Origin of the sequence: Mucilaginibacter sp. Mucisp86 (assembly GCF_047324315.1) — a bacterium.
GTDB lineage: Bacteria > Bacteroidota > Bacteroidia > Sphingobacteriales > Sphingobacteriaceae > Mucilaginibacter.
In genome coordinates this window covers 5,335,718-5,351,697 of record NZ_CP168503.1, presented here as the reverse complement: position 1 = coordinate 5,351,697, position 15,980 = coordinate 5,335,718, and the positions used below count along the sequence as shown (strand labels likewise).

Below are 15,980 nucleotides of genomic sequence, written 5' to 3'. Positions count from 1 at the left end.
CAGCTTTACAGTATGGTTATTCTATAATTTTTGTATTGATTGAGGCCTTTCCAGGTGCCGTTTTTATTCACTATCACCTGGTTTGGCGTTAAATATTTTTGCAGATCAGCTGTCCGCGCCCACTGTGTTATGGCAACATCTACTATTTTATCCTTTTCTTTTTTCAGGGGTGCGCTGAAGTCAGATAGCCGCATATACAAATGGCTTACCTTTAAGGTCGACCTGTTAAAAGTTACCGTGTATTGCTTGCAACTGATATGGTGCTCATTAACCAATGAGATGGTTTGCTCCTGCCCTTTTATTGTACTTGTTACCTGGTAATTTTCCGACCGGATATTATCGGCCATTGCTGTTAACTGTTTCAGGTTATCTGCCCCATACTCAATTTTCTTTTGAGCCGACAGCAGGATGCTGTGTGCCTGGTTATCAATAACAACATAGCTCCCTTTGCCATTCAGGGTGATAGTTTTGCCCAAGAGGTAATAAAATTCATCGCGCTGTTTGCAGAACGTAAACTTTACGCTCTCTGGTTTAACGGCAGGATCTTTAATATTGATAACCCCTGCCAGTGTATAATCATTTTTAATACTGCCGAAACCCTTGCATACCTCCCTGAATTTATTCACAAGGGCGGCATCTGCTTCCCGGCTTTTGCCAACTGTATCCGCAAAAACAGGATGCAGACCGGCAGCAGCTACAGGCTGCTTATACAGTAAAATGCATAATATGGATAGTATAATCGTTGCTTTCATTTTAATGCAATGTCCTTTCCTTATAGTTTAGTTCTTTCTGTAACCCGAGCGACTTTCCTTCAATGTTTTGATCCCGCGCTCTGTTTCCTTTTTAACCCTGATAAGCAAGCCCTCATCATCATATTCATAAAAAGTGGCAAAAGCATTTTCATCGAGTTCGGCCATCAGGCGCATGGTTTTATCATCATAAGCATACGTTTTCATATGCGCATCAAACGGGTGGATGCGGATGTCATCGATGTAAACATTAGTCCCCGTTGATTTAGCTTTGACTGATATATTAAGAGTTCCAGTAGCTACAGTTGACAGATCTAATACTCCTTCCAACAATTTCCAGCCCTCTACAACAGCCTTACAGTTAATCGGCACATCTACATCGTTCATAGTAAGAGAGGCGTTAATTGATTTATCGTTCGGAAACCCATCATTAACCCACATATTAAAAATGTACTTTTTGTTATAATACGGCTCAAAACCATTAGGATATATTCCGGCCGCTGCAACTGTGGTGAATTGTTTAAGGTTATCAAGCAAATAATAAGGGGTTGATTTCTGTTCACTACCATGTATTATAGTTGATAGTGTAATTCCACTCAATGGCAGTTGGGCACTGTAATTACCGCTATGGGCAATAGTGTTTACAGCTATTGTTGAGAGTTTATTACCCTCGGCAGTCATAAATTCCCTGCGGTTGCAGCTATCAGGTAAACTTACTGTACCGGGTGTAAAACGATTATCCTCTAAAGTTGCATTGTAAATTTCCCTGTTCCGCGAGTTTGACGCTACTGCGGACGGCAGCTCGCCGTTAAAATCAAATTTCGCTGCGCTGTACCGGCCTAAGGCATCCTTGTTTTCCAATTGCTGACCGTATTTATCATACAGCGTTACCGTATTGGCTGTTACCCATTTGCTTAAATTGGTGGTTGGCTGCCATGTTCCTGAACTGCTATTAAAGCCCCAGTAGCTATTAAAGGCGCCAAAATAACCGGCATTTTTAACATCGATGCCCACTTTTGTCAAGTTACTACCAAACGAGTAATTACGGTTTTGCTGAAATACCTGCGTTTGATATGGCCTCCAGTTGCCAAGATAACCGGAAATATAGGGGTTGATAACTATAGGAACTGTTGTATAACTTCCAACTTCACAGCCGGAAAGCCCGTAATATGGTGGCTTTCCACCGGGCTTTGTAAATTGATAAACCAGATAATTGGGATCAAAAGTATCTATGTCTCCAACAAAACTGTAAATATTGCTATTAGTTCCAGCGAAGTCTTTCGTTGAAAACAGTATATTTAAACCTGTTCCGGCGGCATCCGCATTAACTAATTGCTCAAACGTATTATTGTAGATTTCTAATCCAGCAACCTTATCAGGTGAATATGAACCAAGTTTAAAAATAAAATGAACCACTCGCCTACCTGCGGGTACAACAAGTTTTTTCAAATCAATATCCGTTGCTTCATATCCATTCATACCCCACCCACCTGGATAATAAGCACAATCAATGGAGTACGTCCATCTGTCGTAACCAGTTGAAGCAAACCAATACTCTTTTGTTTCCGGGAAATTAACTAATATATCAAATCCAAAATAATCAGGATCAGTACTTAGTTTTGTCTGTGCCATTGTTGGCCAAAAGCCGATGGCTTTCCTTCGTCCTGGAGTTCCATTACCCAATCCCCAATAGGGACTTTGAACCGGTGCCAAAATATAGTTACCATCATTAGTTTCCACCCAGAATAACGCGCCAACATCATTGGGGGCGGAGGAGGAAGAAGGAAAAGAAAGTGAAAAATCCCTACTTGTATTCCGTATTAGGTCTGAAGGATCAAATACAGGTTGAGGAGGAGGCGGGTTATATTTATATGTAGTTAAACACTGATTATTCACCACCGCCCAATTCTCATCATAAGTACTTGCCGAGGCATTAATTACGCGCAAGTCTTTCAAATCGGCATTATTAAGTAATCTCAGGCTATTATCGGTTCCAATAGGGTTAATGAGCGATACAATACTTGTGGCGCTGGCTCCAAGTATATTGCGGTAGCCCGAGCGTACTATTTTTACCAAACCGGCCGCTGTATAATTTGTCTGCATAATTCCGGCACGGTCAATCAGTTTTTTGCTTGTACCACTGCCCGAAGCTGCCGTGTTTTCTATAACCCAGTATTTATTGCCCGAGCTTACATCAATAAGTTCATCACCCGCCTGCGTGTTTGATGCAAGCGCCCCTATTTCGCCGTTGGCATTTGTGGTGAAGCCGCTCATGACCATTCCCAGGTTTTTGTAAGCTCCCCCCATGCCAGTATATGCCCAGTATGCCGGGATATTAATAGAGTATATGTTTTTATTAAACTCGTTTTGGGTGCGCGTTACCAAAGCCTCGCCGGTTAATGCATCATAAGCCAGGTTCTCGGTAGTTACTGTGGATCCGTTTTGCATTTTTACCACCTTGATAATAATACCATAGGTTTGAATTACCTTAACCGCGCATACCGACCGGAATAGTTTATGGTCGCTGTTATCATCAACCGGTTTGTGCGGGAGGGCGAACCATGGTAAAAATGGAGGTATCGGAAATACATCGACACCTAAGTTTACCGCCTGCCCGCTGTTGGTACTCTCCTGCTCGCGCACATCGGTAAAAAAGTCGATATCGCGCCCCAGCACCTGCTGACTTACAAGATTTCGCTGACTTAAAACGGGGCTGCTGTTATTGATAACCGGCAAGGTGTTATTTAATGACAGTACACCACCATTATCCTGCGAAGCATAATAATACGTTGTTGACGATAATTCGGCCCCGGCTTCATTAAATACATGATTGGCCTTGAGCTTACCATGCATATCATTTAACTCGATACTGTACCCCTGCGACAGGCAGAGCTGCTGATCGCTGGATGACCGTGTAAGCGAATAATAGCTTACGTTAGGCGCCGTATTGGGGCTGCTTATCGGCAATACGGTAACCTTTACAGGAAAATCTTTAGCCGTGTAAAATTCGTTAACTATATAACCTGTTTTCTGTGTCGGCGTACCACTCCTGTCCAGATCTCTGATTGTTACCTTACCATAGCCAATAGCCGGTGACGGATACAATGACTCACCAAAGGGTTCTTCAAGGTCAAAATAGTTATTAATAGCGCCCTTAATATGTTCAATATACGGAACAGGCTGTTTCAGTGGGTTTTCATCGTTCCCTACGGCGGGCTCATAAGTAGCCACCCCGCTGCTTATTGTTTTTCCGTTTTCAACGGTGGTATAATCATAGGCCTGCCCGTAATTGGCTGTTTCCGCATTAGATCCGGGGCCCGATAAAGCGTTCCATTCATCGTCCATAGCTATTTGTTTCACGCGTGCCCCGCCCCCCAGTTTAAAACCATTGGTTTTGGCTATACGCACAAAGCTTTTACTATCGTCAACATTAGTGGCATATCCCTTACGGTTAGCTCTTTCGTAAAAATTCTCAGCGAGTTCACTTAAATTTTTAGCAGCGCTAACTATTGCTGTAACCGCAGCCAAAACGCTGTTTTTTGCACCATCTACTTTATTTTTGAACCCAGGATATGCAAACATTGGGTACTCATTTTTCAGGCGCTGCCATGCCGAAATACTAATCGGATTAGTGGTGACACCACTTTCCGTTATGGGCACAAACATGATATAAGCCACTCCCTGCTTTATAAATACATTACTTATCTCGCAATAAGTGGGCACCATATCATAATACGGCGTCTTGTTATTTGACGGATCATAGTTTGGCGTGGATAGCTGCACATACATTTTAGTGTACAAATACTTTGACCCGTTGAGGAAGGTGTTTTTAAACCATGATGTTTGATCAACACCGGGCGGCGGCACGTCATCAGGATTATTACCTATGTTGATCTTAAGTCCCCGGGCCTGGTTAAGCGGAAGGTTGAAATTGTCGAGCGTATCGGTTGCGCTTTTTATCAGCGACCGCATCTTTGTCATCACCATCGCCTTTTTGTTTTGCACGTAAGCGTAATCCTTGGCTTCGTAAGCGATGTTGATGATCCCTCCTGTTGGCAATGTAATTTTATTGAGGTGCCAGAGCGCCACGTTATCATTAGTATAAGAGGCGTCCTGGTTGGTATACGGATATTGCTCATTGTCGAGCCCGTTTCCGTTTTCTGCAGCCGGCTTATAATTGCCCCAACGATCTGTTGTCATGTAACCATAAACTGGATTAGTTGGATATTTAGTAGTATTCTTGTTATAATCAAATAGATAACTATGATACTTCCCCTTATCCGAATTTCCATACTCAAACCATACTTTCGTAAGTGTGAGCTTGCCTGCATTGCCTGCGCTGTTTGGCGTTTGCTGACAAAGATCATAGGTGTATGCAAACTTTACTACTTTTATTGGCCGGGTCATATCAGCCTTTGAGTACAGCCTGATCTCGCGAAGCCGTTTAAGTGGGTGCCCGGTATCCTGGCCGCCACTAATCGGATCAATCACGCCAAGTGCATCGGTGCGATCCTCGGTTATAAAATAGGCTATCTTTGTTTTTGATTCGATGGACTGGGTGTAGTAAACTTCCTTTTCACCATAAACAATGCTGGCTTTATCATCATCAGGGTCGGCATTGAGGCATTTGTTTGGAGTAGCGCCTTCATAAGGTGTACGCCATTTATAAGGCGAGCCAAGTTTTGAATAGTTAAACTTAATAGCAGTTCCCAAGTCGTCATCTGTTACACCATTACCTGTCCTGTCAACATAATCCGGCGAAAGAATAGCACTCATTAGGAAGCTGGTGGCATACGGACCCTTATGTTCTTTATGGTAATAATGATCTACACCATAATGATTGGCAGTTGATGATGGCATGTCTGTAAGTACATCAATCAGCCCTTTTCCGTTTCTTGAAGTATTACCTATAGCAAATGTGTATTCATCCTGGGTAGTGTTGTAAACAGGAATACCGTATACGGTCCTTTTTCCGCCATCATCAGTAACAGTTATTTCTGAGATGTGGTGTGGCTTCGCGTTACCTTCAGTCCTTGGCTGCGAAACTCGTCCCTGATCAAAAAAAGGATTGGCATTAAGTGTATAATTTGCCACATCTTTAAAAGGATAAGTTGTTATTGTTTGATCAAGCGCGCCATTAACAGCTTCCGCATTTGTAAGATATGAAATAACGGTGCGATTAAGCCGCTGTGAACTTTTTTGTATAGGCGATGCAATATTTACTGCCGGAGTACCAAAATTATTGCCCTTGTTCCTGAAATTGGCATTTGCGGTTGCGCCGCTGATACCTACAGATAAGGGTTGTTCGTTAGATAACTGACTGTTTACCTGCTGATCTTCTAACCCTTTTTCACCAACCTGCCTGAAATAAACATGCTGTTTAGCCGGGTTTGTATAATCGGGCGATTGAAAATCACCAACGGGCAGATAATTGTTACTATTAGTCCACTTACGGGTTATGTTATGTGTTGTTTGCCTGAACTCGGTTATACCGCCATGCATCCAGGCCCCCACACCAAGGTCACCACCTTTAGAATCCATGTGTGACTCATCTTCGGCCTGGTTGTCAAAAAAAGCACCTGTACCACCACGATATAACCTGAACTGACCGCTCCCCGCCTGGCTTGTATACGACCAGATATCAGGCGTAGCTACAGGGAGCGCAAGGTTGGGCAGCTCGGGTATAACAGGATTATCCTTCTCTCTAATAAAATCCATCACAGCATCCTTATTATTTTTACCGTTTTCGGCATATAAAAAGCCGTAGCCACTTTTAGCCATATGGGGCGTTTTAACGTATCTTTTATTTTGATAACCTGTGCCCCCCACACTGGTAAACCCCGGACCCGCGGCAAGACCAACATCAAAGCTGAATGAGGTGTATTCAGATACATAAGGAATTTGAATTGATGGCATAAACGGCTCAGTATTATAGGTAATGGTAGAGCCTAAAACGCTATAGCTTGATGATGCAGTTTTGGTTACCAATTGGCCCGTTGCCGCAGCTCCCTGCGAGTCGTTTCCATCGGAACTTTGAGCAGGTTTTCCAGATCGCGTTACTAAGCTGGTTTCAGTTCTGGTTGCTCCAAAACTTTGCCCCAATGTTAATGCCTTAAGCCCCGAACGTGAATTATATCCGAATGAACCTGAAAGACCGGAATTAACGGTGATGTTAAGGTCGGTTTTGGCCTTTATAGACATAGATACATATGGCGAAACCGAGAGATCGGCGCCCGACTGCGTATTGGATAGCACGCCTACTCCTAAGCCTGCGGTAAGGTAGTTGTCATTGGCCATGGAAAAAGAGATGCCGGCATTTACCCCCATTTCGGCGCCAATGCCCGTATAGTTATCGCTGAATATCCCAAAACTTGCACCTCCTACGACATGTGCACCTCCGCGAAACTCAAATTTACCCGTTAAACGGCCCCCAACAGTTACCTTTGGCTTCACCGAATGATCTGTAGTAAGTTCATCACCCGAAAAATCATCAGGCAGTCCCCTTACCTGCCTGTTAATAGAGCCCTGGTTTAAGCTCCAGCCAAGGCCAACCCAGCTGGCTTCGTCGTCTATTCCTGCTCCCGACTGATAGCTTAAGTTAACCGGGTAGCCATCAATATCAAGCAAGGGTATATTATACTTTAAGTCGCCGTTTTGAAGGTCGACCATATCTGCAATGCCGGCCTGTTGAAAACCCTGCGCCTCCGGCTGTACCGGGCCCGATGTTAGTGCATAAGATAAACTGGGTGCAAAGGCATTAAAACACCAGATGAATAACAGCGCAACAGCAATTTTCTTTTTTCTTTTATTAAACAAGGATGTCATACGATAACAAAACCAGGGGTTAGTATTTTATTTAATCTTTAACCGGAATTAAAATGTATTTATGATGGTTCAGGTGTTTATCCTGGTATATAATCTCAATGCCAGGTGCCGCCATCATGCTATTATCAAAACTTACCATATACTCAAACATGCCCGAGATACCATTGGCTATTGGTTGTATAATTGTAGGATAGCTCTTTTTGCCGCCCGCCTGCAGGTAAAAGCAACTATCCATGTTATAAACCATTTTCGTTTTTAAACTATCATTAATCCGGGAGGCCAGTTTACCCGGTATTACACGGGTTGTAAAAATTGTTTCGCCTGTATCGGCCGGGCTTTCCATTTTCATGGCTTTTATGGTGATATCCTCATCTTTGTATTCATAATGAGCGGGCTTTTTGCTGCAACCGAACATGATGGCTATCAATGCCCCTAATACCAATAATTGCTTATTCATTCCCTGCCTCCTGATATAAAAACCTTAAGCTCCTGGTGCTGCCGTCCGTAAGCCATATTTTCATGATATAATAGTGTCCGTTAATAAATTTTCCGTTATCACTCAAATCGATGGTAATCTTATTAAGCCCGTTAACAAGTGTTATCCGCGGCAGACCCTTTATTTTCTTATCAACATCATTTATTGGTGTTATTTCGTATTTCAGGCGCTGCTCCTCATTAGCATTTAGCAATGAAAACCTCAAGTATCCTGCAGCCAGGTAAAAGTTGCCACGCTGCAAATCATTGATATCGCGATAGCCTATATTGTCAATTACCTTTTTTATACTGTCCTGGCACTCTATCATAAATTCCCACACCTCTGATCTGTTTAGTTTGGTTTGATCTTTATATGCGGTTACCTGCCAGGCATATCTTTTTTGATTTTTAAGTTCGGGAGCTATGGCCGGATAAGGCAGTATAGGTGAAACTATGTTTCGCTGGTTGATAACCGGTAAATTGTAGTTTAAAGCTTCAAGCGCACTTTGTCCGGTTTTAATTTCGGTTAATACAAGCTGGTAATAAGATCCGGGCACCGCCGGGATGAGTGGCTGCCATGTTAAAAGAGGTCGTTTATCGCAAATGTGATCCCTATTATACGGATCGATAAGGTTAAGATCAGCAAACGGCGCAAGCGTATATGAAAAACACTGCTCGGCTGGCGGGTTATCGCTATGCGTAAAACTAAGAGAAAAACAATAATCATAATCACCCTCAGGTAACGACTTATTGAAACCGGTAAATTGGCTAAGCTTTCCGGCAGCAAACTTAATGGCAGCACCGCGTGCAGCATTAACAGGTATAGGGTTGGCTCCTGGCATAATGGTAAATTCGGGAGTTTGGATTACGCATACAGTGCCCCCCTTACGTTCAGTTACCGAGATATTGAGCGTTGCCGAAACCACGGATTGCGACAGGTTTACGAGCCGGCATTTAAAAAGCCCATCGATGTTGCGCCCGTAAAGCTCAGGGAAAAATTCAAAGTTGATCTGGGCAAAACCAGGTAAAACAAAAAACAATAGTATAACGGTTATATAAATTGATCGCATGGGCTTAGTTCTTTAGATGGTATTTTAAACTCAGTTCGGCCCGGTAAGATGCGTACAGGTCCGGGTAAACGGGCTTGATCAGATTTTTTCGGACATCGACATAAGAGTCGACTTCAAAATTTGACAGGCTAAAAAGCTGGATTCCCTGCCGCACACCAACCTGGTTGGCCAGCTTGTCATTATTGAGGTAAGTGATAGCCGATGCCAGGCTAAGTTTTCCAAACAACATGTACTGGTATGTGATATCCGAGTTAAGCATGTCGCCAATAAGCCGATATGTTGACATCTCCTTGTTATAAAAAACAGAAGCAGTAAGTGAAGTGCTTTTCATTACAACACTCTGGGTATAATTTATCATCATTAAACTGCCATCGCCGCGAACAACGGTTGATGGATTTGAAAAGTCCTGCTGGCCTATCGTAAAATGGCTTGCCGAAAAATATTTCCCTATTTTATAACTCGCATTGCCATCAAGCTGAAGCTTTCGCATGGTATAAACAGGAGAAGAAATGTTATCGATGCGTTTATCAGTACCATTATCTGTATACTTAAAGCTTATATTAAATTTTCTGCTTATGGTATAACGTGTATCCAACTGTACCTGGTAAGTTTTCCACCGGTCGTTAGAAGTATAGCTAATAGGCATGGCAGTAAGATCAGACCGAAGGCTAACCGTAAGCTTGTGCTGCATAAATGATTTCCGGATGCTTCCTCCGTATTTCATACGCCCTCCGCCAAAACCGTTATTGCCCGGGTTTTGGTACCCCATTCCAGCATAATTAAAATACACATTATCAGAGGCATCAAGCCCTTTAATATCAAGATGATGGTTAACACCTACAGAAAGGGTGGAAAACATGTCGTTATAATTGAGCCCGCCAAGTTTTTCTAAAACGGCTTCGTTCCCCACCTGGAACCGGCTGTTGTATAATGTGGTAGATTTTGAAATATCTAATCCAAAACTACCTGCCGCACCCACGCTTAATGCTTTTGACAAAGTGAAGGCTACGTTATTAGTTGATATGGTCGGAATGGTATACAGATCTGTACGTACCTGGTGACTAAATGAACTTATAGCCGAAACCTTGAAGGTTTTACTTAACTGCGCGCCGATATAGGTAATATTACGCGGTTGATTGTAAACAGAACTTTGGAAACCTGCATCTTTAGCCGAATTGATATCGCTCACGCTTCCGTAGCCAAAGGTTAAAGGCACCCTGTCGGCATTTACCGTAAGGTGCGTACCGCTTACAAAAAGTTCCTGATTTTGTGTTGAAGCTGGCATGATATTACCATATGAACCTGCTTTTAATGCTCCAATATTTGAAAACAATGATTGAAAACCATTGCCAGGCCGTTTTGTCAAAACACCATTAATAAACTCGGACGACGAAGCATCAAAATTATTATCATTAAGCAATCGCTGCATCTGAAGCATTTTGCGCACATCATATCCACGTTTTTGAAGGGCAGCAGTAACCGAAGTAATTGACGAGGCAACACTATCAATCCCGGCCGAAAGCGCTGTATCTATTTTGCTGTTAGAGACAGCTTTTACAGAATCGGCGCCGGGCATGACATTATTGGTTTTAAACCCGGCAAGTGCTTTTTGCTGCTCGTTTATAATGGATGAAAATTGAGATGAATTTGTTTGGCGGAGTGATATGAAGAGATCATGCGCTGTTTTTTTTGTGATCTCCTGCTTCGCCTGTAATTGCTGATCCGAAATCCGGTTTAAAAAAGGGCTGAGTGCTTTTCCGTACCAGGCCTGGTAGCCGGTACCATCAAGGAAAAAATTAACCGGTTGGCCTTCATCTTTCTGAAGATTATTAAGTTTTGATGCAAGCTGTTGCTCATTTAAGTTTTTTAACTGATTTATATTGCCGGGATCGTTTAAATAACGGCTTACATCCTGATTTTTGCCAAGTTCTGATAATGCTGCCCCTTTCATTTTTGTTTCAATCCCGGCAGCAGTATTGAAATCTGTGTCATGTATAAGCGCATCGGGCTTTGAAACAGGCAGGTTTTGTGTGCCCAGTTCGGTACGCAATTTTGCGGTGATCTGTTGTTTATTAAGCGTTAACAGCTCATTTAGCTTATCCGGATCATTAATGTAATTTGTAAGTGCGCTGTTTTTTACATTTTGTGTAGCCAGGTTCTTTGACGCAGCCAATTGCTCAGTAAGCAGGCTATGTGTATAAGAAGTAAGATCAAGACCATTAAAAGCATTTCGCCTCAAATTGTAGTAATTTTCAAGATCGCTCCTGAAAAGATTATTATATTGCTTTGAATCAAAATTGAATTTAAATAATGAGCTATGATTAAATTGCTGGGTAACGGGCGAATGATCTGTAGACAAATCAAGATTAAATGGGATGCCAAAGGCAAGGACATTTCCCTGTAAGCTAAATATGTTTTGAAACTTTGAATTGTTGCCCAAGCCTGCAAAAGCAGGAAATGGGTTCAACCTGCTGGCACTTCCGGCAACTAAATTAAACATAACAGATTTAGCGCCGCGTGCTCCCAACCCTTTGTTAAAGCTGTTTGTTAGCTGAGTTAACTTTTCAGAACCTTTGGATTGTAAAGCTGATGGAGCGCCTTTGATGCTTTGCAGCCCGCCGTTGGCTGTTTTTAAAACCCCCATTGACTTAAAGACAGAATCGGCTATGCGTTTAGTTTTGCCGGTATCAGAAACGGCAGTGTTGCTTTGAGCATACAAAACGGCTGGTAAGCTCATAAAAAGAGCCAGCAGCCATAAAACAGGCGGTTTAGGTGTCATAAATAAGCCCCGTGATAAGGGTATAATTAAATATATTTTAGGTTTGCTTCAACAATATCCAAACAAAAGGATATCCGCCTAGGCTTAAATTATAAAATCTAAACAGGTTACGCAGTTGAATAACGCACAATAGATATCAGCCGTAAAACCGATAAGTATAAGAATTACATTTTCTTATAAAAAATATTGACTCCATAAGAGCCCCAAACTCCAATATGCAGAAAAAACAGAGCGTAGAATTATGCCATATTTAATTTTTTAATCACTGTGAAAATATGCAATGGAAATTATATTATCAAGATAAATGTAAAAATTAACATTAAATTTTCATTTACTATCTACTTATCTTTATGCCGAAGATAAAATCACCTATTTCATAAACTAAAAATCGATATCAAATAAAAACAGCATTACATTTATTGATAATTTGAGAGCATTATTATTAATAATAAATTAATAAATGCTTTTTTGTACGTAACAAACACCAACTATTCAGAGCTTTGTGCACACCTATACCTTAAAATTCTTTTTTTTTGCAAATTGTTTCCTAACATTATTTTTTTGCAACTCTTTAGCCTTCTCACAGGTGGTATCCAATCAGGGTACCGAATTTTGGGTGCCATTTCCCACGCATGTGCCTGATTTTGATAAACAATTTAATGTTCTACCGGCCCAGATCAGCATTTTTATTACAAGTGGCCAGGCGTCTTCAGGGAAAGTTACCTGCGGTAGTTTTTCCGGCTCCTTTACAGTTAGTGCTAATAAAGTTACAGAAGTTCAGGTACCACGCAATGTGGCTTACATTAACGATACCGAAAACGGTGAGGTGCTACCCAACCGGGCAATACATGTAACTGTAGATGCAGGGAAACCCAAAGTGGTAGTATATGCACACATTTTTGCAGGCCAGCGATCCGCGGCCTCACTGATACTTCCTGCCGAAAGTTTAGGCAACCACTACTACAGCATGAATTACATGGAGCATGATACTGAAGGGCAAAACTACATCACTATCATAGCTACCGAACCACAAACCACTGTACATATTAGGCGGGGAGCTACCGAACTTGTTCCCGGTGGCATTACATTAAATAATGTAAACGATACATACGAATACTTAACTAACGATGACCTTACCGGGGTAAGTGTGAGTATTGATGAAACCTCTTCTCCGTGTAAACATTTCGCGATGTTCAGCGGCAGTTCGGGAGTTTATATCTCACCTGCCGGCTGCTCCCCTAAATCACTCGATCCGCTTTTTCAGCAATGCTATTCTGTCGAAAATTGGGGGAAACAATATGGGTACATCCCCTTCAGTATGAAAAGCTCCAATTTCCCAAACCCTGTACGAACAGCCGGTCAGTACATCCGGATACTCGCCGGCGATAAACCTGCCGATATTAATATTAATGGGCAACAGGTAGCAACGCTGCAACCAGGAACTTTTTACACATCGCCTGTCCCCCTGCCCGGGCCAGCCATCATATCGGCTTCCGAACCGGTGATGGTAGCTCAATTTGCACTTTCCCAGGCGTGCGCCAATATAAATGGTAATAATTATGGTTTCAGCGACCCCGATATGGTATTCCTGAACCCTATCAACTACAGCATTGAAGATATTACTGTTTATTCATCAACCCGCGAAAACATCAGCGAGCAATATTTAAATATCCTGATTTCATCGGCAGCCGCGGCAAGCTTTCGGGTTAACGGACAGCCCCAGACGGGGTTTTCGGCAATGCCATTACAACCGCAGTATAGTTACCTTCAATTAGATCTGAAAAAATTCAACACCTCCAATTTCCATCTTACTGCCGATGCAGGCTTTAATGCGATTGCTTATGGCCTTGGCGATGTTGAATCGTACGCCTATTCGGCAGGTACCAATCTCGCATCCAACCAGTCGCTTTCTGGCATTAAAACATCGACGGGTTTACCGATTGATTCTGCCTGCTTAAATGACGATTTCTTTTTCAGACTAACGCTTCCTTACATTTCGCCTAAAATATCCTGGAAAATGGATAATTCCGAAGCTCCAGTCATACAAATAAACCCTGCCGCCACTATGGTTGACATTAACGGCCGTAAAGCTTATACTTATAAATTAGCCAAGACGCCAGCCTATTCTTCAGCAGGTGTTCACGAATACCAGGTCACAGCAGATTATCCTGCCTCTATAATAGATTGCAGCAATGGGAAACAAGTGATAAATGGAAATTTCAAAGTAATCGAGTTGCCTTCAGCTTCGTTCGACGTGATCACTAATGACTGCAATTTTGACGTTAGCTTTAAGAACACCGGCAACAAACCAGGTATCCCCTTGTCCCTTTTATGGAATTTTGGGGATGAACTAAACGCCGCAACCAATAACTCAACCGATGAAGCACCGCAGCACACTTTTAGTAAGCCCGGCACTTATACTGTAACACTTACCGTTAGTTCACCTAATGGATGCGATGCAATTTTAAAAAAGCAGGTGATTATAAAAAGCAGGTTAACACCAGTTTTGCAGGTGGAGCCCAACAACTGCGAAGGCGAACTTGTTTTGTTCACCGATAAAAGCCAAAACACTCCCGGCTTTGAGATAATTACCCGCAGTTGGGATTTTGGGGATGGCGAATCAACAAGCTCTGCATCAGCTGTAATTACACACCGCTACAAAAACGCCGGTAGTTACCAAATTAAGCTGGTATTGAAAAGTACGCAAAACTGCATCAGCGAAACAACTGAACAAACTATTAAGATAAGCGCTAAACCTATCCCTGAATTTGATTTACCCGACATTTGCGTTACCGATGGAACAGCTACATTCATTAATAAAAGCAAACCCGGAAACGGAGAAACGACCGGGCTTACCTATACCTGGCATTTCAATGACGATAATGCCACCGCAGGGAATCCAGATGTATCTACCCTTACTAACCCGGGACACCTGTTTACAGCAGCAAAAGCATATACTATTTCACTCACCGTTACGTCATCTAACGGCTGCGACTCAACAGTTACCAAAACATTTACGGTAAACAGCTCGCCGAAGGCCGGTTTCAAAATACTTAACCCGCAATCTGTTTGCAGCGGGGAACAGGTGTTTCTGAAAGATTTGTCAACAGTAGCAAACGTTGGTACAATAACCCGGCTTGTTTGGTATTTCAATGCTGAAGAAGACCTTACCGACAAACTTGAGATCATCCATCCCCAGACAGGGCAAATTTACAGCCACACCTATACTCAGTTTTACGGCCCCGTTGCTTCTGTACCACGGCGAATTAAATTGGTTGCCTATTCGGGTGAGAAATGCTATGATGAATATTCAGAAAATATAAACCTGTTTGCAATGCCTAAGCTGCAATTTGATCAATTAAATGACATTTGCGCAGATGCCGGCCCGATACAAATTACCGGAGCTAAAGAAATTACGGGGCTTACAGGTGGCACTGCAACCTTTACAGGACCGGGAACATCAGCAAATGGCGTTTTTTATCCAGATCGTGCAGGAGTAGGATTGCATACTTTAACCTATCATTTTGTCACAGGATCAGGATGTGCAAGTTCCATTAGCAGGCAAATAAATGTGCTTGAAACTCCGGATGCAGCCTTACCATCCGAAGTTTATATCCTTAAAGGAAATGATCTTATTTTAAAACCAGCTTACCGGGGTCAAAACCTAAGCTATAGATGGAGCCCGGCTATCAGTATTGATGACTATGCAATTGCCAACCCAAGGGTTGCCCCGGTAAGCACCACCGCCTACCAGGTTGAGGTATCAAATGGAGTATGCACTGCATATGCTCAAATCAATGTTAAAGTGCTACTGCCGCCAATCATCTACAACACCTTTACGCCGAACGGCGATGGTATAAATGATCTTTGGGAAATTCCTAATCTTAAGGATTATCCAAAGGCAACTGTTTCCATTTTTAACCGGTATGGCATAAAATTATACGGCAGTACCGGTTATTCACAACCATGGAACGGGCAGTATAACGGCAGGGATGTTCCGTCGGGTACCTACTATTATATTGTGATTCCGGGGAACGGGCAAAAAACTTATAGTGGGAACGTCACCATCATCAGGTAAAATAA

The 15,980-nt window shown here is 42.4% G+C and carries 6 protein-coding genes; 1 reads left to right on the top strand and 5 read right to left on the bottom strand.

Annotated features, from left to right (window positions below):
- Positions 1 to 5 precede the first annotated feature (5 nt).
- From ACEN9X_RS22525 to ACEN9X_RS22505, 5 genes are read right to left on the bottom strand one after another with little or no spacing between them, the layout of a single operon-like run.
- Positions 6 to 752, bottom strand: a complete 747-nt coding sequence (locus ACEN9X_RS22525; RefSeq protein ID WP_413667266.1) for a hypothetical protein — start codon at positions 750 to 752, stop codon at positions 6 to 8.
- 27 nt (positions 753 to 779) lie between these two features.
- Positions 780 to 7,574 carry a hypothetical protein gene (locus ACEN9X_RS22520; RefSeq protein WP_413667265.1) on the bottom strand — a complete coding sequence of 2,265 codons (6,795 nt, stop codon included), beginning with the start codon at positions 7,572 to 7,574 and terminating at the stop codon, positions 780 to 782.
- Positions 7,575 to 7,605: 31 nt separating this feature from the next.
- Positions 7,606 to 8,031 (bottom strand): hypothetical protein, encoded by a 426-nt coding sequence (locus tag ACEN9X_RS22515; protein ID WP_413667264.1) that lies wholly within the window; start codon positions 8,029 to 8,031, stop codon positions 7,606 to 7,608.
- A complete protein-coding gene (locus tag ACEN9X_RS22510) occupies positions 8,024 to 9,118 on the bottom strand; it encodes a DUF928 domain-containing protein (RefSeq protein WP_413667263.1) in 1,095 nt (364 codons plus the stop codon). Before ACEN9X_RS22510 ends, ACEN9X_RS22515 begins: the two co-directional genes overlap by 8 nt.
- 4 nt (positions 9,119 to 9,122) lie before the next feature.
- Positions 9,123 to 11,897, bottom strand: a complete 2,775-nt coding sequence (locus tag ACEN9X_RS22505; protein ID WP_413667262.1) for a hypothetical protein — start codon at positions 11,895 to 11,897, stop codon at positions 9,123 to 9,125.
- 586 nt (positions 11,898 to 12,483) lie between these two features.
- On the opposite strand from ACEN9X_RS22505, the gene ACEN9X_RS22500 reads away from it, so the two are divergent.
- Positions 12,484 to 15,975: a PKD domain-containing protein gene (locus tag ACEN9X_RS22500; protein WP_413667261.1), complete on the top strand. Its 3,492-nt coding sequence runs from the start codon at positions 12,484 to 12,486 to the stop codon at positions 15,973 to 15,975.
- Positions 15,976 to 15,980 lie beyond the last annotated feature (5 nt).